Annotated in this window: 19 protein-coding genes; 13 read left to right on the top strand and 6 right to left on the bottom strand. The window is 72.3% G+C overall.

Annotation, left to right across the window (positions count from 1 at the left end):
* Nucleotides 1–97 precede the first annotated feature (97 nt).
* The 3 genes from ACGFMP_RS36370 to ACGFMP_RS36360 are packed head-to-tail and all read left to right on the top strand — an operon-like array spanning nucleotide 98 to nucleotide 2,175.
* Nucleotides 98–934, top strand: a complete 837-nt coding sequence (locus ACGFMP_RS36370; RefSeq protein ID WP_393678268.1) for a PhzF family phenazine biosynthesis isomerase — start codon at nucleotides 98–100, stop codon at nucleotides 932–934.
* A complete protein-coding gene (gene phzG / locus ACGFMP_RS36365; protein WP_393678266.1) occupies nucleotides 927–1,628 on the top strand; it encodes a phenazine biosynthesis FMN-dependent oxidase PhzG in 702 nt (233 codons plus the stop codon). The genes ACGFMP_RS36370 and phzG overlap by 8 nt, the downstream gene beginning before the upstream one ends.
* A 40-nt stretch (nucleotides 1,629–1,668) precedes the next feature.
* Complete coding sequence (locus tag ACGFMP_RS36360) at nucleotides 1,669–2,175, top strand: PhzA/PhzB family protein (protein WP_393678265.1); 507 nt, start codon at nucleotides 1,669–1,671, stop codon at nucleotides 2,173–2,175.
* 90 nt (nucleotides 2,176–2,265) lie between these two features.
* Here the strand turns inward: ACGFMP_RS36360 and ACGFMP_RS36355 are convergent, their stop codons facing one another.
* From ACGFMP_RS36355 to ACGFMP_RS36340, 4 genes are all read right to left on the bottom strand, one after another.
* Nucleotides 2,266–2,901, bottom strand: coding sequence for a ScbR family autoregulator-binding transcription factor (locus ACGFMP_RS36355; RefSeq protein ID WP_393678263.1), 636 nt, complete (start codon nucleotides 2,899–2,901; stop codon nucleotides 2,266–2,268).
* Between the two features lie 608 nt (nucleotides 2,902–3,509).
* Complete coding sequence (locus tag ACGFMP_RS36350; RefSeq protein WP_393678262.1) at nucleotides 3,510–5,006, bottom strand: MFS transporter; 1,497 nt, start codon at nucleotides 5,004–5,006, stop codon at nucleotides 3,510–3,512.
* 107 nt (nucleotides 5,007–5,113) lie between these two features.
* A complete protein-coding gene (locus tag ACGFMP_RS36345) occupies nucleotides 5,114–6,883 on the bottom strand; it encodes an FAD-dependent monooxygenase (RefSeq protein ID WP_393678260.1) in 1,770 nt (589 codons plus the stop codon).
* Nucleotides 6,884–7,138: 255 nt separating this feature from the next.
* Complete coding sequence (locus tag ACGFMP_RS36340; RefSeq protein WP_393678259.1) at nucleotides 7,139–8,185, bottom strand: BTAD domain-containing putative transcriptional regulator; 1,047 nt, start codon at nucleotides 8,183–8,185, stop codon at nucleotides 7,139–7,141.
* Nucleotides 8,186–8,882: 697 nt separating this feature from the next.
* Between ACGFMP_RS36340 and ACGFMP_RS36335 the strand changes: the two genes are divergently transcribed.
* Nucleotides 8,883–9,800, top strand: a complete 918-nt coding sequence (locus ACGFMP_RS36335; RefSeq protein WP_393678257.1) for an aromatic prenyltransferase — start codon at nucleotides 8,883–8,885, stop codon at nucleotides 9,798–9,800.
* Nucleotides 9,801–9,876: 76 nt separating this feature from the next.
* Here the strand turns inward: ACGFMP_RS36335 and ACGFMP_RS36330 are convergent, their stop codons facing one another.
* Nucleotides 9,877–10,941 carry a methyltransferase gene (locus ACGFMP_RS36330; RefSeq protein WP_393678255.1) on the bottom strand — a complete coding sequence of 355 codons (1,065 nt, stop codon included), beginning with the start codon at nucleotides 10,939–10,941 and terminating at the stop codon, nucleotides 9,877–9,879.
* 70 nt (nucleotides 10,942–11,011) lie between these two features.
* Between ACGFMP_RS36330 and ACGFMP_RS36325 the strand changes: the two genes are divergently transcribed.
* From ACGFMP_RS36325 to ACGFMP_RS36290, 8 genes are all read left to right on the top strand, one after another.
* Entirely contained in the window at nucleotides 11,012–12,229 is a 1,218-nt protein-coding gene (locus tag ACGFMP_RS36325; protein WP_393678253.1) for an IS701 family transposase, read from the top strand.
* Nucleotides 12,230–12,420: 191 nt separating this feature from the next.
* Nucleotides 12,421–13,194 (top strand): 2,3-dihydro-2,3-dihydroxybenzoate dehydrogenase, encoded by a 774-nt coding sequence (locus tag ACGFMP_RS36320; protein ID WP_393678276.1) that lies wholly within the window; start codon nucleotides 12,421–12,423, stop codon nucleotides 13,192–13,194.
* Nucleotides 13,195–13,240: 46 nt separating this feature from the next.
* Entirely contained in the window at nucleotides 13,241–14,065 is an 825-nt protein-coding gene (locus tag ACGFMP_RS36315; protein ID WP_393678251.1) for an enoyl-CoA hydratase/isomerase family protein, read from the top strand.
* A 76-nt stretch (nucleotides 14,066–14,141) separates the two neighbouring features.
* The gene (locus tag ACGFMP_RS36310) at nucleotides 14,142–14,576 is read left to right on the top strand and encodes a pyridoxamine 5'-phosphate oxidase family protein (protein WP_393678249.1); all 435 of its coding nucleotides are present in this window, start codon (nucleotides 14,142–14,144) and stop codon (nucleotides 14,574–14,576) included.
* An 88-nt stretch (nucleotides 14,577–14,664) separates the two neighbouring features.
* The gene (locus ACGFMP_RS36305) at nucleotides 14,665–15,216 is read left to right on the top strand and encodes an SRPBCC family protein (protein WP_393678247.1); all 552 of its coding nucleotides are present in this window, start codon (nucleotides 14,665–14,667) and stop codon (nucleotides 15,214–15,216) included.
* An 11-nt stretch (nucleotides 15,217–15,227) separates the two neighbouring features.
* A complete protein-coding gene (locus ACGFMP_RS36300) occupies nucleotides 15,228–16,805 on the top strand; it encodes an AMP-binding protein (protein ID WP_393678245.1) in 1,578 nt (525 codons plus the stop codon).
* Nucleotides 16,806–16,814: 9 nt separating this feature from the next.
* Complete coding sequence (locus ACGFMP_RS36295) at nucleotides 16,815–17,999, top strand: FAD-dependent monooxygenase (protein ID WP_393678243.1); 1,185 nt, start codon at nucleotides 16,815–16,817, stop codon at nucleotides 17,997–17,999.
* Between the two features lie 80 nt (nucleotides 18,000–18,079).
* Complete coding sequence (locus ACGFMP_RS36290; RefSeq protein WP_393678242.1) at nucleotides 18,080–19,063, top strand: NADPH:quinone reductase; 984 nt, start codon at nucleotides 18,080–18,082, stop codon at nucleotides 19,061–19,063.
* A gap of 185 nt (nucleotides 19,064–19,248) precedes the next feature.
* On the opposite strand, the gene ACGFMP_RS36285 is transcribed toward ACGFMP_RS36290, so the two are convergent.
* Nucleotides 19,249–20,208: a 3-oxoacyl-ACP synthase III family protein gene (locus ACGFMP_RS36285; RefSeq protein WP_393678240.1), complete on the bottom strand. Its 960-nt coding sequence runs from the start codon at nucleotides 20,206–20,208 to the stop codon at nucleotides 19,249–19,251.
* A gap of 243 nt (nucleotides 20,209–20,451) precedes the next feature.
* Here ACGFMP_RS36285 and ACGFMP_RS36280 point away from each other — a divergent pair, with 243 nt between their 5' ends.
* Nucleotides 20,452–21,273 carry an arylamine N-acetyltransferase gene (locus ACGFMP_RS36280; RefSeq protein WP_393678238.1) on the top strand — a complete coding sequence of 274 codons (822 nt, stop codon included), beginning with the start codon at nucleotides 20,452–20,454 and terminating at the stop codon, nucleotides 21,271–21,273.
* Nucleotides 21,274–21,286 lie beyond the last annotated feature (13 nt).

Genomic DNA, 21,286 nt, shown 5'->3' with positions numbered 1-21,286 from the left:
CCGCCGGGCCGGCGCCCCCTCCCCCCCGGGGCCCCGGCCCGGCTTCTCGCCGCCTGCCGCCGGCACGGCCGCAGCCCTATGACGAGTGGGAGAACCGATGCACCAGTACGTCGTCGTCGATGCGTTCGCAAGGATGCCGCTCACCGGCAATCCGGTGGCGGTGTTCCACGCCAGCGACGACCTGACCGCCGACCAGATGCAGCGCATCGCGCGGGAGATGAACCTCTCGGAGTCCACGTTCGTGCTCCGGCCGCAGCAGGGCGGCGACGTCCATGTGCGGATCTTCACCCCGGTCAACGAACTCCCCTTCGCGGGTCACCCGTTGCTGGGGACTGCCATCGCGCTCGGCGCGCACGTCGAGGGGGATCGGCTGCGGATCGAGACCGCCATGGGCATCATCCCCTTCGAGCTGGAGCGGGTGGACGGCAAGGCCGTATCGGCCCGCATGCGCCAGCCTGTTCCGGTGTGGGAACGCTTCGACCGCACCGAGGAACTGCTCGAGGCGCTGGGCCTGGGCGAGTCGACGCTTCCGGTGGAGATCTACCGCAACGGCCCGCGGCATGTCCTGGTCGGCCTGGAGAGCGTCGAGGCGCTGTCGAAGCTCGACCCGGACCACCGCGCGCTGGCCCGCTTCCCCGACATGGCGGCCAACTGCTACGCCGGGGAAGGGACCTGCTGGCGCAACCGCATGTTCTCACCCTCGTACGGGGTCGTGGAGGACGCCGCCACCGGCTCCGCCGCCGGACCCATCGCCATCCACCTCGCCCGCCACGGCCTGATCGGGTACGGGCGGCGTATCGAGATCACCCAGGGCGTCGAGATCGGCCGCCCCTCACCCATGGGCGCACTCGTGCACGGCGAGGGCGACCGGGTCGACTCCGTCGAGGTCGACGGCCACGGAGTCGTCACGATAGAAGGAGTGCTGCATGTCTGACCTGTCATCATTGAACGCGACGAGCGAGCGGGCCACCGGCAACGGCCACGGCTCCACCCGTTCCGAGACGCTCACCGGGACCGTCGAGGTGGACTTCCCCGAGTTCCTGGCGCCGCCCGCCGAGCCGATGGGCCTGCTGACCTCGTGGCTGGAGGACAGCGTCGCCCGCGAGGCGCGCGAACCGCGCGCCCTTGCGCTGGCCACCGCCGACGCCGAGGGCCGCACCTCCTCGCGCATCGTGGCGGTCAACTCGGTGACGGACGAGGGGATCGTCTTCATCACCCACTCCGGCAGCCGCAAGGGCCGGGAGCTCGCCGAGAACCCGTGGGCCTCCGGTGTCCTCTACTGGCGGGAGGTCAGCCGGCAGATCAGCTTTGCGGGTCCCGCGCGCCTGCTGCCCGACGCCGACGCCGAGGCCCTGTGGTTCGCCCGCGCCGTCTTCACCCACCCCATGACCACCGTCTCCCGGCAGAGCCGCCCGGTGGACGACCTCGTCCAGTTCGAGGAGCTGCGCGCCCGGGCCCTCGAACTCGGCGCACCGGCGCGGCCGCTGCCCCGCCCGGAGACGTTCGTGGCGTACCGGCTGGAGCCCGCCTCCGTGGAGTTCTGGGCCAACGGCACCGATCGGCTGCACGAACGGCTCCGCTACGACCGTGCGGACGACGGCTGGCAGGTCAGCAGGCTCCAGCCGTGACCCTCGCGCCCACTCCCATCCGTTCGAGCCAGGAGGCACCATGACGTCGTCCCTGTCCCCCCGAATCGAGGCCCCCGCCCCGGTGTTCACCGACCACCACGACCTGCGGACCCGCAACCGGAGGTCGGTGGAGAGGTACATGGAGACCGGTGCCGAGGCGCGGCTGCGCCGCTACGCCCTCTACACCGAGGACGGCACCGCGTCCCTCTTCTACACCGACGTCGGCCGCCCCATCGTGGTCAAGGGCCGCGAGAACCTGCGGCGGCACGGCGAGCTCTCCCTCGAGGTGCTGCCCGACTGGCAGTGGATGGACGTGCGCATCTACGAGACGCAGGACCCGGCGGTCATCTGGGTCGAGTGCGACGGGGTGGGAACGATCCGGTTCCCGGGCTATCCCGAGGGCGTCTACCGCAACCACTTCGTGCACGGCTTCACGCTCAGGGACGGCCGCATCACCTCCAGCCGGGAGTACACCAACCCGATCGAGCACATGCGATCCCTCAGCATCGAGACACCCCACATCAAGCGGGACTGGATCCCCACCTGACCCGGCCATCGAGCGGCACGCCCCGTGCCGGCGACGACCCCAGGGCTCCCGCCCTGCCCGTGCGACCGCGCCCGCGTGAGTGCAAGCTGCTCAGCGGACGCGGTCGCATTGCTGATCCCCCCGGGTCACCGAGGCCAGCACACCTTCGGGGGCCGCCGCCAGCGACGGCAGGATGCAGGACCAGAAGCGTGCCATGCGCTCGACCGAGGGCCACTCCGCGTCCACCATGGCGATCACCACGAACCCGACGGTGGCCGCGACGATCGCCGTCGTCGCGTCGTCGGCAGAGACTCCCTGCGCCAGCTCCCCCTCGCCCTGGGCCTGGAGGACCAGATCGCGCACGAACCCGGCCCACCAGTGGAGCATGTCCGCCTCGCTCTTGCGCGACGGGTCGACGCACAGCTTGAACCCGGCCCTGACCACCGGGTCGTCACCGGCGGCGGCGAGCAGCCCGAACACCGTGTGGACCAGGCGCTGGAGCGCGGTTCCCGCGGTGCTCCTGCAGTCCTCGGCCAGCTGCCGCACGAAGCCCGCCGCCTCGGCCTCCACCGCCTTGGCCATGTCGTCCTTGCCGGCGAAGTGGAAGTGCAGGGCGCCCGCGCTCACCCCGGCGCGCCTGCTGATCGCGGAGAGGGAGGCCACGGCGTACGCGTCGGCGGCGAACGCCTCCGCAGCCGCATGGATCAGGGCCTGACGCGTGCGCACCGCCCGCTCTTGCTTGGCCATCACGCCTCCTTTGCCTGGCTGGTCGCTCAGCAAACCGCACAATTGGTATGACCGCCAGATCGGGATCAGCTGCCTGCCCCACGACGCGCCGGTTGAGTCCTTGCCCCGCGTGGCCTCGCACGACGGGCCGCCCGGGGCGGCGCGGCGGAAGGCCCCGCCGCCACCACGCCGGCACGTCCGCGCGGAGTTGCGTGCCGTACCCGAAGCCGCCCCTGTCACGGTCGCCCCCGCGGAACCGCGGGGCGACGCCGCCTCCCGGCGGCTGACGCGGCTCGAGCGAGCCCTGAGCCGCCCTCCACCCCCGCCCTGCCGGCGGCCGTGGCACGGGCCCGCTGTCGCGAGCCCCTCGCCGCGGCGTCAGGGAGCCGTGCGCCCGATCCGGCGGCTCCCCGGATGGCCGAACGCGGTCCCGGGTGCCGGGCGGCTCCGCATCCCGAGCCTGTGGTCCCGCTGTCCTGGCCGACCGTCCCCGCCGGCGGGGACCCGCCCCACCGGCGCCCGCCGCCGGGGAGGCATCATCGCGCCGACAAGCGAGGAAGGCCGGGCGACCCGGCCCTCCACTGGATTGTCCCGCTGTCGGCGCCCCGGACGGAGCACCGGGTGGTGTGTCAGGAGTGCGCCTTCTCCGGCTCCGCGGCCGGCTTGGCGCTGGGCCTGGCGGGCACCGGCAGCGGGCCGCTGCGCAGCAGCACGGCGCCGATGACGGCACCGGCCACGAAGATGCCCGCGCACCACCAGAACACCGTGGTGTAGCCGTGGATGACCGCCAGGTGGGCCAGTTCAGGCCCCGGCTTCCCGGTGGCGTGGCTGGTCATGTAGTGGGTGGTGGCGCTGGCCGCGATCGTGTTGAGCAGCGCGGTGCCAATGGCGCCGCCGAGCTGCTGGCCGGAGTTGAAGGTCGCCGAGGCGACGCCCGCGTCCTGCGGCTGGATCCCGGTGGTGCCGGTGTTCAGGGCCGCGGCGAAGATCAGGCCCATGCCCAGGCCGATCACCATGACCGGCACGAGGATCGTCGAGGCGTAGTGCGAGTCGGGCTTGATCCGGGTCAGCAGGACCATGCCGACGGCGTTGATGAGCATGCCGGCGGGAACGAGCGGCCGCGGGCCGACGCGCGGCATCAGCCGGATGTTGCCCACGTTCGCCGAGACGGCCGTGACCGCCACCAGCGGCAGCAGGGCGACACCGGACTGGAAGGCCGAGTACCCCAGGTCGGTCTGCATGTAGTAGATGAGGAAGAGGAACACACCGAACATGCCCGTACCGACGACCAGCGCGGTGAGGTAGGCGCCGCCTCGGTTGCGGTCGAGCACGACCCGCGGGGGAAGCAGCGGGTTCTTCGCCCGGCCCTGCCAGATGGCGAACATGAGCACCAGCACGGCGCCGGCCACCAGGAAGCCCCAGGTCGAGGTGCTGCCCCAGTCGTGCTTGCCCGCGTTGGAGAAGCCGTAGACCAGGCAGAACAGGCCGCTGGAGACCATGAGGACGCCGGGAACGTCCATCCGGGCCTTACGGCGCGGCTCGTACGGGAGCAGCCGGAGGCCGACGATGAGCGGGAAGGCGGCGAAGATCAGGTTGACGTACATGCACCAGCGCCAGTTCAGGCCCGAGGTCAGCGCGCCGCCGATCATCAGGCCGAGGCCGCCGCCGCTGGCCGCGACCGCGCCGAAGGCGCCGAACGCCTTGCCGCGCTCCTTGGGGTCGGTGAACGTGGTGGCCAGCAGCGACAGGCTGGTGGGCGCCAGCAGCGCCGCGAAGACGCCCTGGCAGGCGCGGGCGGTCACCAGCATGCCGAAGCTGTTGGCAGCGCCGCCGACCGCGGAGGCGGCGGCGAATCCGACCAGGCCGACGAAGAACGTCTGCCTGCGCCCGATGAGGTCGGCGAGGCGGCCGCAGAACAGCAGCAGGCTGCCGTAGCTGAGCGCGTACGCCGTCACGACCCACTGCTTGTTGGCGTTCGAGAAGTGCAGGGCCTTCTGGGCCGACGGCAGGGCCAGGTTCATCACCGTCACGTCGAGGGTCAGCATCAGGTAGGCGACGCAGATGACGGCGAGGATGATCCACCGCCGTGGGTCCTTTGCCGTAGGCGCGGCGCTGGGTTCGGACATGAACTGTCTCCTTGTCGGACTGAAAACCTGCTTCGCCTTACTGACAGACCCCGGCACCGGAATGTGACATCCCGGGGCCGGGGCCGGGGCCTGCGGGGGCCGCCGGACTACTGCCTTCCGGCCGTCCCCTGGTCCAGGACCTCGGACATCACCTGCGCCAGCACGCCCGCCGGGTTCTCGGCCGCGCCCATGGACCGCCACGCAACGTGGTTGTCGGGGCGCACCAGGACGGCGCCGTCGTCGGCGATCTCGCGTACGGCCGCCCAGTCGACGCCGGTGTACTCGGCGCCCTCCCCGATACGGGCCACGGTGAGGGGGACGGCGAACTTCTCCGCGACCTGCGCTGCCGCCTCGGCCCAGGGGCCGCCGGCGGGGCCGGTGATCAGCGCGAAGCCGTTCAAGGCCCCGACCAGGTCATGGGTGGACAGGCGCTGCCCGTCCCGCTCGATCCAGGCGTGCGGCAGCCGGTGCCCGGGGCGGGTGGTGGGGTGGTAGTCGACGCCCATCGGCGAGCGGGGCGGCGGCGGCGTCCCGTCGGGGATGAGCGCGCCCTCCTCGTAGCCGTAGCCGATCTCCAGGTCGTGGGCCTGGCACTCGGCGCGGTGGGTGCCGAAGAGCTCCGCGGCCCTGGCACGGATGACGGCGCCCACCGGGGACGGGTCGAAGTAGTTCTCGAAGGCGGACGGGCGGCGCTCCGGCGGGACGTGCGGGCCGAGGCCCACCGCGGCGTCGGTCATGACCCGGTGGTGGAACCAGGAGGTCAGGCCCCAGTCGACATTGCGCTTGCCGAGCGGCCGACGCTCGGCCTCGTAGGTGTCGAGCAGGCTGTCGTCTGCGCGGCCGGAGATCACCGCGGCGAGCTTCCAGGCGAGGTTGTGCACATCCTGGATGCCGCCGTTCAGCCCGAGCCCGGTGGTGGGCGGCTGGCGGTGGGCGGCGTCGCCGACGATGAGCACCCGGCCGGCCCGGTAGCGGTCGGCGAGCACTCCCTCGACCGTCCACTGCGACACCAGGTGCACGGTCAGGTCGATGGCGGGCAGGCCGAGCACCTCGCGTATCCGGCCGGCGACCGCCTCCTTGTCCGAGCGGTCGGCGTCGCCGAGGGAGAAGGTCAGTCCCCACTCCTCGCAGTGCGTTCCCCAGGTCGGGCCCATCTCCAGCAGGATGCTGTTCAGGTCGGGGCGGTAGGGGTTGACGAACCAGGTGATGAGGGTGCCCTCGTGCCACCACTGCGACAGGTCCGCGGAGAAGTACGCGGTGGTGACGTTGGCCATGTTGACCGTGCCCTGCATCTGCACGCCCAGCGCGGGGCCGAGCGTGCGGCCGCCGTCGGCGGCGATGACGTACTGGGCGACGACCCTGGTGACCTCGCCGCTGTCGCGGTCGCGGATCTCGGCGACGACCCGGTCGTCCTTCTCGGCGAAGGAGACCAGTTCGTGGGAGAACAGGACACGGCCGGGGTTGCGCTCCTCCGCCTGCTTGCGCAGGACCGGCTCCAGCCGGAGCTGCGGCAGCTTGACCGGCAGCACCGGGCCGTCCGCCGCGTAGACCGCGGTCATGGCGCCGCCGCCGAAGGCGTCCATCTCGTGGATGACCCGCCGGTCGAGCGGCCCGTCGCCGGTGAGCGAGGTCTGCCAGCGCACCCGACCGAACCGGTCGGTGGTCGAGGCCCCCGCGGCGACGGCGTCGTAGACGCCGTGCTGGCGGAAGACCTCCATCGTGCGCTGGTTGATGTAGTGCGCCTTGGGAAGGATCGACGTGTCCTGATGCCGTTCCACGAGCAGGTGCCCCACACCGTGGTCCGAGAGGAAGATGGAGGCGGACAGGCCGCAGCCGCCGCCACCCACGATCAGAACCGGAACCTCGGTAACCTCCATATTCGCCCTTCCATATGGTGAGGGCCTGCCCCTGCACAGGGCGTCAGACGGTCACGGGAGACCCTGGGCGCCGGCGGGCGGGCCGGGGAAACGGTTCGGCCGATGTGCCGCCGCCGGCTGGCGACGGCCGACGCCGAGATGACGACGCTTTTCGGCCGATACTGCGATCACCACCATCCGACGAGGTGATTGGCCCGCACTATCGCCCCAGTTGGCGTCGGCTTGGCGGCGTCAGGCGGCCCGGGGGCCACCCGGCTACAGCTCGGCGGGCAGCGGCGATCGGAGGAAGTCGCCCCGCGGCAGCACACCGTGGTGCGGCGGGTGGCGGCGGCCGGACGGCGGCAGGCCGCGCTGGCCCGCGACGCCCGCGGGCCACGGCGACTTGGCGACCGCCCTCGGATGCGGCCGCCAGTCGAGGGACGGCACCTGGTTGAGAATCTGCTTCTCCAGCAGTTGCAGGGCCGGCCGCGGATCGATGCCCAACTCGTCGGCGAGCCGCCGCTGGTTGGTACGCAGCACCGCCAGCGCGTCGGCCTGCCGGCCGGCCCGGTAGAGGGCCAGGCTCAGCAGCTCGCAGCCGTATTCGCGCAACGGGTGGGCCTGGACGAACGCTTCGAGCTCCGCCACCGCGATCTCATGGGCGCCGGCCGCGAGCAGAGCCGTGCAGCGCCCCTCCACCACCGACAGCCGCAACTCCTCCAGCCGCGCCACGTCAGGGCGCACGTAGGCGGCGTCGGCCACCTCGACGTAGGCCTGGCCGCGCCACAGCGCTAGCGCCGTCTCGAACTCGTGCACCGCGAACTGCGGATCGCCCCAGTCCAGCGCCTGCCAACCCGCGACGGCGCTCTCACTGAAGCAGTGCACGTCCACCGCCACGACGCGGCTGTCGAGCAGATAGCCGCGTTCGTAGGTGCGCAGCACCGTCGGCGGCGTCCTGGGTGCGCGCCCCGGTTCCAGCACCCGCCGCAGGTTGGCGACATACGCCTGCAGCGAGGCGATCGCCGACGGCGGCGGGTTCCCGCTCCACAGCTCCTCGACGATCATGTCGACGGCGACCGGCTGTCCCACCTTGCTGACCAGCAGCGCCAGCAGCGCACGCTGCTTGGGCGCCCCCAGGTCGACCAGCCGGCCCTCGACCACGGCCTCGATCGGCCCGAGTGCCCGGAACTCGACCAACGGGCGCGGCGGCGGCGGAACCTGCGGCGCCCGCTCCGTGGCGCGCCGGACGTCCTCCGCCCGCCCGGGTGCCACGGCGGCAAAGCTTCGGCCGCCGCTCGCGATGCCCTTGGTGATTCCACTCATGGCGCCGATTCCCGCGACCGCGTGGCCGGCCGCCGGGATTTCGGGATCGATGTCCAACCCCCTTGACACGTACACCCGCAGCGCCTCGTTGGTGCGGCGCAATTCCCGAATCTCGCGTTCCAGTTCCGCTATCCGCCAGGTATCCGGATTACCGGCTCCCGCGCATTGCCGATCACTCGTCTCCGAGGGACACTCACTGTCCGACTCGAAGCCGCCGACCGGAATACCGGCATCGACCTTCTCGTTCGCCATCCGTGAACTCTCCATTTCCACGGTCTGGTTCGGTCGCCCGGTCGGCACCGGGGGGTGTCCTGGCCGACGGCCAGGCGGCCAAACCAGGCATTATCCGGTGATCGAACGCCCGGTGCAGCGCAGTGAACGGCCTGAAGTCCTGTCCCCTTGCGCTTTTCGACTATCGTGGATTCCGAGCATCGGTCCGGATTGTGTCCGAACGGCCCGTCGGTGTTTTCTGGCACGGCTCGGGCATGCATTGCCCACCCCGCTGAGCGCGACCATATACGCCGAAGGTCAGCACGCCAAGCCAGCACCAATCGATTCTCCAGCCACGCTCAAGGTGGGTGGCCGACGCTGAGCGCGGGGAGGCAGTCGGGGGGCGGCCGCAGACGGCATCGCGTCACACGGTGCCCGTGAACCGATCACATTCCAAGGACCAGCAGGATCCCACGTGGAGGTTTCAATGTCCGCAGCCGCTGATGTCGAGCGCGTCTACGCAGCCATGGAGGAAGCAGCAGGGCTGCTCGACGTGGCCTGTGCACGAGACAAGATCTACCCGCTGTTGACCGCGTTCCAGGACACGCTCGCCGAGAGCGTGATCGTCTTCTCCATGGCCAACGGACGCAGATCCACGGACCTGGACTTCAGCATCGCGGTGCCGCCGGGCGAGAAGGACCCGTTCACCACCGTGGTGGAGAAGGGTATCTTCCCGGCGACCGGCCACCCCGTCGACGACCTGCTCGCGGACACCAGGAAGCACCTGCAGACCGGCCTGTTCGCCATCGACGGCGAGGTCACCTCGGGCTTCAAGAAGACCTATGTGTCCTTCCCGACCGACGACATGCCCGGGGTCGCCCAGCTGAGCGTCATCCCCTCCATGCCGCCGTCCGTGGCCGAGAACGCCGATCTCTTCGCGCGCTACGGTCTGGACAAGGTCCAGATGATCTCGATGGACTACAAGAAGCGCCAGGTCAACCTCTACTTCAACGACCTGAAGCGGCAGTACCTGGAGCCGGCGTCCGTGGTGGCCATGGCCACCGAACTCGGCCTGCACGTCCCGAGCGAGCTGGGCCTGGAGTTCTGCAAGGGCGCCTTCGCGGTCTACCCGACCCTCAGCTGGGACACCGGCAAGATCGAGCGGCTGTGCTTCGCCGTCATCTCCACGGACCCGAACCTGGTGCCCTCCACGGACGAGCGGGACGTCGAACTGTTCCGCAACTACGCGACCAAGGCGCCGTATTCGTACGTGGGCGAGCAGCGCACCCTGGTCTACGGGATCACCCTCTCGCCCCACGAGGAGTACTACAAGCTCGGGGCCTACTACCACATCACCGACGTGCAGCGGCAACTGGTGAAGGCGTTCGAAGCGCTCAAGGACTGAGGCGCCGATGCCCCGTGGGGGCCCCTGTCGAGCGCGGCGAACGCGGCCCGGGGCGGGCCGCGTTCGCACAGTTCGCTCAGGACGGGGCCGCTTCCAGCGCCGCGAAGGGCGGCGGGAGCGGGGTGAGGCCGGTGGGGGTGAAACCCGCCCGGGTGCAGAGGCGTTCGAGCTCGGCGCGGGTGCGGACCCGGCCGCCGGTGTTGACGAGCATGTTCAGGTCGGACAGGTAGGCGCCCGGCGGGGTGGAGCCGTTCACGGTCGGCGGGAGGATGTTCTCGACGATCAGCAGCCGGCCGTCGTCCGGCACCGCCCGGCGGCACTGCTCGAGGATGCCGACGCAGCGGTCGTCGTCCCAGTCGATGAGGACGCTCTTGAGCAGGTAGAGGTCCCCGCCGGCCGGGACGCCGGTGAAGAAGTCGCCTGCGTGGACGGTGCAGCGCTCGGCCAGCTCCTCCCGGGCGAGGGTGGCGCCGGCTTCGGCGACGCCCGCGGCCGTGTCGAAGACCATGCCGCGCAGCGCGGGGCGCCCGCGCAGGATCGCGGCGAGCAGCGTGCCGTCGCCGCCGCCCACGTCCACGACCGTCTTGAAGCGGTCGAAGTCGTAAGCCCCGGCCAGCCCCGCCGCGGTCGCGCTGGTGCCCTGGCTCATCGCCGCGTTGAACTCCGCGGCCCCTTCCGGGTTCTGCGTCAGGAACGTGAAGCAGTCGACCCCGAAGGCCGCCTCGAACGACGGCTCACCGCTCCGCAGGCTGTCCCCGAGGTGGTCCCAGCCGCTCAGCACGAGCGGGCCGGTGAACAGCCGGACGAAGGCGGCCATCGAGACGGAGTCGCCGGACGGGGACTCGGCCCCGCCGCCGTGCAGCAGCGCCCCTGCCGGGGCGAGCGCGAAGTGATCGGGGGAGCCTTCCGTGAGCAGCCGTAACGCGGCCATGGCGCGCAGCAGCCGCAGCGTGGCCCGAGGATCGGTGCCGAGGTCCGAAGCGACCTCGGCAGCCGAGCGGCCGCCGTCCGCACCGCGCCCGAAGCGGTCGAACACCCCCAGCCGCAGGGCCGTCCCCAGCACGCGTGCGGCCATCTGGCCGAACACCAGCCGGGTCAGGTCACCCCGGGCGACGTCGATCTCATCCTGGCTCGCTGTCACCGTGGTCTCCTCTGTCTTCGACGTTGCCCGGCGGTCCGCATCCATTCGGCCACCGGAGGGCAGTATGCGCATGGACGAACGTGAAATCCCAGGACCCGCAAGTCGGTTCACGGGCGTGATGCCCCACCAGAGCGGTCCGCCGCTCGATCTGCTGGAGTCGCTGTTCTCGTCGCTGCCGCGCGCCGACCAGCGGCGCACGGGTGTCGAGTACGTCCTCGGTCTGCTGCGCACGCCGGGGCGGAAGTCGGCGCGCAACATCGCGAACCTCATCGGCGGGCGCGGAGCCGACCAAAGCCTGCACCACTTCGTCAACCAGTCGACCTGGGCCTGGCAGCCGGTGCGCCGCGCGCTCGCAGAGTACCTGCTGCCGCGGATCCCCGTGGAGGCCTGGGTGGTGCGCAGGACGCTGGTCGAGAAGGTCGGCGAGCACTCGGTCGGTGTCCACCGAACCTTCGTCCCCGGTGCGGGCCGGGTGCTGAACGCCCAGCAGGCCGTGGGCGTGTGGGCCGCCTCCTGTGAGGGGAGCGGGCCCGTCGACTGGGAGCTGCGCCTCCCCCGCGGCTGGCTCGACGACCGCTCACGCCGCAGGAGGGCGTCGATCCCGGACACCGTGGTCCCCGAGACGTACGCCGAGCAGGTCGCCCGGCAGTGCGGGGCCGTCGTACGCGAGTGGGGGCTGCCGGTCCGCCCGGTCGTCCTGGACGCACGGGAGATGCACCTCGGCACCGTGCTGCGCCGGCTCGTCCGCGCGCGCATCCCCGTGCTGGCGCGCGTCGACGGGTCACTGCCCCTGACGATCGCGGACCCGTCGCTGACCGGGCACCGCGCTTCTGCCCTGATGACCGCGGCCGAGGCCGTGAGAGCGGCCAAGGGGGCGAGCTGCCCGGCCCGTTGGCGTGACCCCGGCGCCCCGCAGGGTTCTCGGGCGGGGCAGCTGGCCAGCGTCGTCGTCAGGTCGCCGGGCGTCGCCGGCATCCGCCCGGGGGAACCGCGCACGCTCACCCTCATGGGCCTGGTCGAGCGCGGCCGGCCGGAGCCTGACCAGTTGTGGCTGACCGACATCAGGGCCGCGCACCCCGCGTCGCTGCTCAGGCTCTGCACGCTGCTGGAACGCGTCGAGTCCGACTACCCGGCCACCGCGAGGAGCGTCGGCATCGAGGACTACGCGGGCAGGTCGTTCTGCGGATGGCACCGGCACATGACCCTCGCGTCGGTGGCCCATGCCGTCTCGCTGTCCTCGGGGCGCCTCCTGCCCCGGCCGGTTTCCCTGGCGCAGGGGGCGGGATGAGCGTGCGGTGGGCGCCGCCGCACCTGACGAAGTACCCGGGAGCCGCGTTGACACCCTGATCGCCGGGGCCGAGGGTGGGGGCGTTCCGACGTGCGGCGAACCACAACGTGCCGCATGGCAGGCCGTCACCACACCGGTACCGCGGCGAGTGGGGCAGCGTGGCTGCACTCCCGCAGAAGGGGACGGGCACCATGGAGGGCAAGGTCGCTCTGGTCACCGGCGCCGCCGGCGGCATCGGCGCCGCCGTCGCCGGCGAATTGTGCCGGCGGGGGGTGGCGGTGGCCGCGGTGGACTGCGACGCGGACCGCCTGTCGTGGACGGTGGGGAAGCTGGTCGCCGACGGCGCGCGGGCCGAGGCCTTCTCGGTCGACGTCGCCAGCCGGGCGCAGGTGGAGGCCGCGGTCGCGGCGGTGGAGGACCGGCTGGGGCCGCTGGACTTCCTGGTGAACTCGGCAGGGGTATTGCGCATGGGCGAGGTGCGGGACCTGACCGACCAGGACTGGGCCGAGACCTTCGCCGTGAACGCCACCGGTGTCTTCCTGATGTCGCGCGCCGTCGCGGCGCGCATGACGGGGCGCCGCAGCGGGGCGATCGTCACGGTGGCGTCGAACGCGGCGGACACGGCGCGTACGCAGATGGCCGCGTACGCGGCGTCCAAGGCTGCGGCGACGATGTTCACCAAGTGCCTCGGCCTTGAGGTCGCCCGCTACGGCATCCGCTGCAACCTGGTCGCCCCCGGCTCGACGGACACGCCCATGCTCGTCGGCATGGGGGTCAACGGGGACGAGGAGAAGACGAGCATCATCGACGGCATTCCCAAGGACTACAAGGTGGGCATCCCGCTGCGGAAGCTGGCCCTGCCCTCTGACGTCGCCGACGCCGTCGTCTTCCTGCTCTCCGACCATGCCGCGCACATCACCATGCACAGCCTCACCGTCGACGGCGGCGCCACTCTCGGCGGATAGCGGAGTGAGCGGGCGCGACCGGTGGGGACGGCGAGAGGAGCGGGCGTTGACGGACCGGCGGGCGCTGCTGGAGAGCCGGGACGGCGGCGTGCTGACGCTGACGCTGAACCGGCCGGACCGCAGGAACGCGCTCAACAGCGAGGTGTGGGCCGCCTTCGGAGCGGCCCTGACGACGGCGGCCGACGACCCCGGGGTGCGCGCCCTGGTGCTCACCGGCGCGGGCGGCGCCTTCTGCGCGGGCCTCGACCTCAACGGCGCCGGCCCCGGCGGCCATCCGCTCGACGTCTCGGGCGCCGGCCCCGGCGGGCATCCGCTCGACGAGATGCGCCGGGCCGGCGAACTCGCCCTCAGGCTGCACGACCTGCCGATCCCCGTGGTGGCGAAGGTGACGGGCGTCGCGGTGGGCGCGGGCTGGAATCTCGCGCTCGGCTGCGACCTGGTGGTGGCCACCCCCGAGTCGCGCTTCTCGCAGATCTTCGTCCACCGGGGCGTGTCGGTCGATTTCGGCGGCTCCTGGCTGCTGCCCAAACTGGTGGGCCTCCAGCAGGCCAAGCGCCTGGTGCTGCTCGGCGAGATGATCGACGCGGCGGAGGCGCACCGCCTGGGCCTGGTGACCTGGGTGGTCCCCGCGGCGGAGATCGACGCCTTCGTCAGCGACCTGGGCCGGCGGCTGGCGGCCGGCCCGCCGATCGCCACGGCGCAGAGCAAGGCGCTGCTGAACGAGGGCGCCGACCGGACACTGCGCGACGCGCTGGCCGGCGAGGCCCGCGCCCAGTCGGTCAACTTCGCCACCGCTGACTCCCGCGAGGGCATCACCGCGTTCCTCGACAGGAGGGACCCGGTGTTCACCGGCGAATGGGCCGTGAAGTGACCGGATCGCAGCCGCCCACCACACCGCGTGTAGGGTGCTCCCGCCCCAACCGCCATACTCATATGAGGAGTTGGATATGTCGACCCGAATGACGGTCGAGGAACGCGAGGCGTTTCTCGCGGACCTGCACATCGGTGTGCTGAGCATCGCCGACGCCGACGGCCGAGGACCGGTCCAGGTGCCGATCGGATACGACTACGCCCCCGGCGGCGACATCCGGGTCTGCACCAAGGCCAGCAGCCGGAAGTTACAGCTGGCGCGCGCCGCCGGACGGGTCACTTTCCTGGTGCAGAGCGAGGTGTTCCCGTACCAGTACGTCTCCGTCGAAGGCCCGATCGTGCTGGAGGAGCAGACGGATCCCGAGGAGCACAGGGCCAGGTCGATCCGGTATCTCGGTGAGGAGATGGGCCAGGGCTACTTCGACGCCATCAAGCCCACCATCGCCGACATGGTGACGCTCGCGATCCGCCCCGAGCGGTGGCGCACCTACGACGCGAGCAAGGGCATGTGACACACCGCCGGCAGCGTCGCCGGCCGACTTGACGGATCCGGGGGGCATCTGTTGACCGGCTCCCCGCCCGCTGGCGACGCTGCCGGACATGACCGACACCCCGATGAAGGTTGACTCCCTCTTCGAAGTCCGCGCCGAGGTCCTGATCGCGGCCCCGCCCGGCGTGGTGTACGCGACGGTGAGCGATCTCCCCCGCTGCGGCGAGTGGAGCGCGGAGTGCAGGGGCGGCGAGTGGATCTCCGGCACGCCCGGCACGGTCGGCGCCGTCTTCCGCGGGGAGAACCACCGCGGCCGCGACGTGGTCGCATGGGCCCCCGTGGTGCGCGGCACCTGGACCACCGAGGCCGAGGTCGTCACCGCCGAGCCCGGCCGCAGGTTCTGCTGGGCGATGCGCGACAGCGCCGGGCGGCGCCAGGAGAGCGTGTGGACGTACCGGACGCAGGCCGCGGAACCGGCCGCGGAGGGCTCCGTCCTCGTGCACAGCTTCTGGATGGGCAAGGCCACGGAGGGGATCCGCGGCATCACCGCCGACATGACCGAGGCGGAAAGGACGGTGTTCTTCTCCGCCTGGGCCGCCAAGCTCCAGACCGAGATGGAAGCGACGGTCCGGCGCGTCAGGGACGTCATCGAGAAGTTCTGAGGGGTGCCCAGATGTTCCTGCAACGCATAGGCAACCGCGGACTGCGGCTCGGGACGCTCGTCGAGCGCGCGGCGGCGCGGCATCCGGCGAACCTGATGGTCTTCGACCACGACCTCGACATCGCGCCGGAGGCCGGCCGCCGGCTGACCGTGGCCGAGGTGGCCGACCTGATCGCGGACTGCTCCTCCCGGCTCCGGCAGGCCGGCATCCGCTCCGGCGCGCGCGTCGTGGTCCACAAGTCCGACGGCTTCGACATCATGCTGCTCGCCTGCGCCGTGAACCGGATCGGGGCGGTGCCGGTGCTGCTGTCCCCCGCGCTCGACGGCGAGACGGCCGCCGAGCTGATACGCCGGGCCGACCGGCCGCACCTGATCACCGACCGGGCGAAGCTGGACGGGGAACTGCCCGCGGAGGTCTTCGAGTTCACCCGCAGCGTCGTGCTGGCCTCGGGCCGGCACCCGGACGCCCTGGCGCTCGCGGACCTCGGCGGCGGCCCGCCCGCCCCCGCGGTCGTCCTGCCGGCCGACCTGCCGATGCTCATCACCCACACGTCGGGCACCACGGGCACGCCCAAACTGGCGGTGCACACGGCGCGCAGCATGCAGGCCCGCTACCGCCCCCAGCGCACGGCCATCGCGCCCTTCGTCCGAGGGTGCGAGACAGTGGCGATCCATGTGTCGTTCGTCCACTCGCGGCTGGTCACCGCGCTGGCCATCTCGCTGCTGAAGGGCTATCCGGTGCTGGTGCTGCGGGACGGGGAGCCGGCGCCCACCGCCGAGCTGTTCGCGCGGCTGCGCCCCGGCATCCTGGAGGCGCACCCCAACTCGTACATGAGCTGGGAGGAGCTGGCGGACGATCCGCGCGGGCCGCTGGCCAACGTCAAGTTCTTCAGCAGCACCTTCGACGCGATCCACCCGCGCACCGTGCAGCGCCTGCTGGGCGCCTCGCGCCGCAGCCGGCCGCTGTTCGGGCAGATCTACGGGCAGAGCGAGGTCGGGCCCGCCCTGCTGCGCGCCTTCAGCCTCAAGCGCGCGCAGGACGCGGACGGCCGCTGTGTCGGCATGCCGGTTCCCGGGATGACCGAGGCCCGTGTCGTCAGTCGCGGCGGCCGGCCGCCCTCGGCGGAGAACCCCGGGTTCATCGAGGTGCGCAGCGACGGCCGGATCGTGACCTACCTGGGCGAGCAGCAGCGCTACGCCGAGCAGCTGACCGACGGCTGGTGGCGGATGGGCGACGTGGGCTACCGCACCAGATGGGGCTGCATCCACCTGCTCGACCGCGAGGTCGACGTGATCCCCGGCTTCGGCAGCAGCCTGGCCGCCGAGGACCTGCTGTTCACGCAGCTGGACCAGCTGGCCGAGGTGGTCATCGTGCCCGGTGCGCAGGGCACTCCCCCGGTGCCCGTGGTGTGCACCAAGGACGGCAGACCGCTCGACCCGGCGGCCTGGCGGGCCGCGGCGGCCCGGCTGCCGGCGATGGCCGAGCCCGTGCACTGGCGGCTGGAGGACCTGCCGCAGACCGCGACCAGGAAGATCAAGCGACTCGATCTGGCCAGACTGCTGTCGGCCGCGGCCGACCACGCCGAATAGGGGGCGGGAATGGCGAGGGTGGTCATCGTCGGCGGCGGTATCGGCGGCCTCGCCACCGCGCTCGCCGTCGCCGCCCGCGGTCACCGGGCGGTCGTGCTGGAGCGCGGCGAGGAGTTCGCGGAACTCGGCGCCGGCATCCAGCTGGCGCCCAACGGCATCCACGCGCTCGACCGCCTGGGGCTCGGCGCGCGGGTGCGTGAACGCGGTGTGCACATCGACGAGTTGCGCTTCATGGACGGGGTGACCGGCCAGCACGTGGCGAGCCTGCCGCTGAAGGGCGCCTACCCGCGCCGGTTCGGCAACCCGTACGTCGTCGTGCACCGCGGTGAGCTGTACCGGCTGCTGCTGGCGGCGTGCCGCGACGCCGTCGGCGTCGAGCTGCGCGCCGGATGCGCCGTCACCTCCTACCGGCAGGACGACGCGGCGGCCGCGGTGCTGCTGGGCACCGGCGAGGAGGTGGCGGGCGACGCCGTGATCGGGGCGGACGGCATCCACTCGGCGGTCAGGCGGCAGCTCGTCGGCGACGGCGAGCCGCGTGTCTCGGGCATCACCGTCTACCGGACGGTCGTCCCGATGGAGCGGGTGCCGGTCGAGCTGCGGTGGAACGCGGTGACCTGGTGGGCGGGGCCCGGCTGCCACTTCGTGCACTACGCGATCGCCGGCGGCCGGTATCTCAACCTGGCGCCCAGCGTCGAGAACGGCGTGACCGAGGCGTTCGCCGGTGTGCCCGCGGGCACGGACGAGGTACGGTCCGCATTCGCCTCGCTGAGCGGGGTCGCACGGCGGCTGCTCGCGCTCGGCGAGGACTGGAAGTCGTGGGCGCTGGTCGACCGCGACCCGGTCGACGTCTGGACCGACGGCCGGGTGGCGCTCCTGGGCGACGCGGCCCATCCGATGCTCCACTACGCCGCCCAAGGAGCGTGCCAGGCACTGGAGGACGCGGTGCTGCTCGGCGGGCTCTTCGACGGCGACGCCGTCCCCGGGTGCCTGGCGGCGTACAACGCGGAGCGCCGCGAGCGCACCGCCCGCATCGCGCGCCTCGCCCGGGAGAGCACGCGGCTGTGGCACCCGGCAGGCGAGCTGGCCACGGCGCGGAACACGGCGCTGTCCTCGCTGTCGGAGACGGAGTTGCACGACCGGGTGGCGTGGATGCACGGCGCCAGGGAGTTCGGCAGGGCCGCGGCGCCCGCTTGACGCCCTGGGGCGGCCCGCGACCTGACAGACGCGGGGCGCGGAGGCGGCGGGGCCCGCCCTGCGGCGGCAGAATCGGGGCCATGCTGGCTGCCTACGTGGAGGAATGCGGCCCGCCGGAGGCCATCAGGTTCGGCGAGGTCCCCGCGCCCCGCCCCGGACCCATGGACGTGCTGGTCGACGTCGAGGTCAGCGCGGTCAACGCCGTGGACACGATGGTGCGTTCCGCCGTTTTCCGCACCCCGGTGACCTTCCCGTTCGTCATCGGCCGGGACCTGGTCGGCACGGTCGCGGCGGCCGCGCCGGGGGTGCCGGGCTTCCGGGCCGGCGACCGGGTGTGGTGCAACAGCCTCGGGCACGGCGGGCGCCAGGGCGCCGCCGCCGTGCAGGCCGTCGTACCGGGCGACCGGCTCTACCGGCTGCCGGAGAACGTTGACCCCGTCGACGCGGTGGCGGTGCTGCACCCCGCGGCCACGGCGTACCTCGCCCTGTTCACCCACGGCCGGCTCCGGGTCGGGGAGACGGTGGTGGTCGGCGGCGGCGGCGGTAATGTCGGCGGCGCCCTGATAGCGATGGCGGCGCACGCCGGGGCCCGCGTGGTGGCGACGGCGGCCGAGCGGGACGCGGAGCGGTGCCGCGCCCTCGGGGCGGACGAGGTGGTCGACTACCGCAGTCCCGAGCTCGCGGCGGCGCTGCGCAAGGCGTGCCCCGACGGCGCCGACGTGCACATCGACACCTCGGGCCGCAACGACCTCGACCTCGCCGTCGGCCTGCTGGCGCGGCGCGGCCGCGCGGTCGTGCTGGCCGGGATGGGCTCACGGCCCGCGCTGCCCGCGGGGGCGCTCTACGCCATGGACCGCTCGGTCGTCGGCTTCGCCATCTCGCACGCCACCACAGCCGAGCTCGCGCAGGCGTCCGTCACCGTCAACCGCCTGCTGGCGAGCGGCGCGCTGCGGGCGCCCGCCACGGAGGTACTGCCGCTGAGCGCCGCGGCCGAGGCGCACCGGCGGCTGGAGTCGGGCGGCGTGCGCGGCAAGCTGGTGCTCCGCGTGGCCCCTGCGGGCTGAAGGGTGCCGCCTCCGCGTCCTCGACGGCCTCGGCGGCGGGGTCGGACCGGCGCATCCCGCAGGAGGGCGCCGGTCCTCACGTGACGCCGTTTCCGCATCGGGGCGCCAGACCTGCTTGGCCGGCGGCTCGTCCGCTGTACGCGGCCGCTGAGCCGCCGGGGCCTGTCGACCGGGGCCGCGGTGGGTCAGGCCGCGGTGGCCGGGTCGTGCCAGCGTACGATCGCGGCCGCGGCGGTCATGCCGGCGCCCACGGCGAGCAGCGCGAAAAGGTCGCCGTCGCGGAACGGCCGCTCGGCGTGGGCCATCGAGAAGGTCACCGCCACCGAGGCGCCCGCGGTGTTGCCCGTCAGCCGCCCGTAGTCGGGCACCGCCTCGGGCGGCAGCCCGACGAAGTCGCCGAGCCTGCGCACCAGCTTGGGATTGGCCTGGTGGACCAGGAGCCGGTCGAGCTGGTCGAGCCGCACGCCCGCCTTGGCGAGCGCCGCCTCCAGGATCTTCGGCGCCATCTCCATGACGACCCGCTTCACCCCGCGACCGTCCATCCGGAACCAGCCACCGTGGTGGGGCATGACCGCGACCTCCGACAGGCTGCCGTCGGCCCACATCTCCAGCGCGAGGATCCCGTAGCCGTCGGGTACCGGCCCCAGCAGGACGGCGCCTGCCCCGTCACCGAACAGCGGCGCGACACGCTCGTCCTTGGGGTCGACCCAGCGGGTCATGACATCGGCGCCGACGACCAGCGGGTGCCTGGCCAGCCCGGCGGCGACCATGGCCGAGGCGACGCAGAGCGCGTAGAGGAAGCCGGAGCATCCGGCGCTCACGTCGAAGGCCGGCACGCCGCCGAGGCCGAGGTTGCGCTGCACATGGCAGGCGGTGGACGGGGAGAGCCCGTCGGGGGTGCTGGTGCCGAGGACGATCATGTCCGTGCCGGCCGGTGCGGTTTCCAGCGCCCGGTGCGCCGCCTGCGTCGCCAGGTCCGAGGTCAGCGACTCAGGGGCGGCGCGGTGGCGGGTCTCGATGCCGGTGCGCTCGCGGATCCACTCGATGTCGATGCCCGCGGTCTCGGCCATCGCCTCGTTGGACACGGGCAGGCCGGGAAGGTGGTGCCCGACTCCGAGAATGCCCAACGAGGTCGTCGTCATCATGCGCTCCAATGTCGTCCCGGACACGGCGGCGTGCGGTGGAGAGGAGCCCCCACGCTCCTGAGGACAACGGCTGGGTGAGCGGGAGTCCAGTGGGGCTGCGCGGGTTTGTCAGGTGGGGCGGTGCGGCGCTGACGACCTGACAGACTCGGTCGCGGACCTGTTGAGCGGGACGTCCGGGCGGGCCTTTACTTGCAGGGTGCCGAATTCCAGCGGTATCCCGTCGGTCGCGGGAGGGTGAGCAGCGTGCTCGACCCCGAGATGACGGCCGCCTATCTGGAGCGGATCGGGGCCGCCAGGCCGGCCCGCCCCGACGCCGCCGCGCTGCGCCTGCTGCACGAGCGGCACGTGCTGTCGGTGCCCTTCGACACCCTTGACTTCCACATTCCCCGGGAGATCTTCCACAAGGACGCGCGTGTCGTCGAGAAGATCGTGCGGGAACGCCGCGGCGGCGTGTGCGGCGAGACGAACACCAGCTTCCTCTTCCTGCTGCGGTCCCTGGGGTTCACGGCCACGATGCACCACGGCAGGGTCTGGTTCGGCGACCGGCTGTACGCGCCGTACAACCACGTCCTGCTGTCGGTGGACATCGACGGCGACACATGGGTCGTCGACGTCGGCTTCGGCAAGACGTCCCGGTATCCGCTGCTGCGGGACTCGCAGAACCCTCAGCGCAACCCGCACGGCGAGTTCGTCGTCCGCAAGGTCGACGGCAGGTCCTACGACGTCATCCGCAACGGCAAGCCGCAGTACCGCTTCTACGACGAAGAGGTGGACCTGTCCGTCGACCTCGACCAGGTCGTCTGGTGGATGTGCACCAACCCGCAGTCGCCGACCCTGCAGAACATGATCTGCTCGATGCCGTTGGAGGACGGCTGGGTGACCCTCAAGGACGACGTGCTGACGGTCGTCAGCGGCGGGGTGCGGGAGACCGAGCGGCTCGCAGGCGACGCCGAGGTGCTCGCCGCTTACGAGAAGTGGTTCGGCTTCACCCTGGACGAGCGCCCCACGCCGGGCCCGCACGCGCGGAGCGACCCCACGCGCGTGATGGCGGTCGAGCAGGACTGAGGGCCCCGGCGGA

Origin of the sequence: Streptomyces sp. NPDC049040 (assembly GCF_043197715.1) — a bacterium.
In the GTDB taxonomy this organism is placed as follows: domain Bacteria; phylum Actinomycetota; class Actinomycetes; order Streptomycetales; family Streptomycetaceae; genus Actinacidiphila.
Note: the sequence above shows the minus strand (reverse complement) of the source record. Positions and strands in the feature narration are given on the sequence as shown.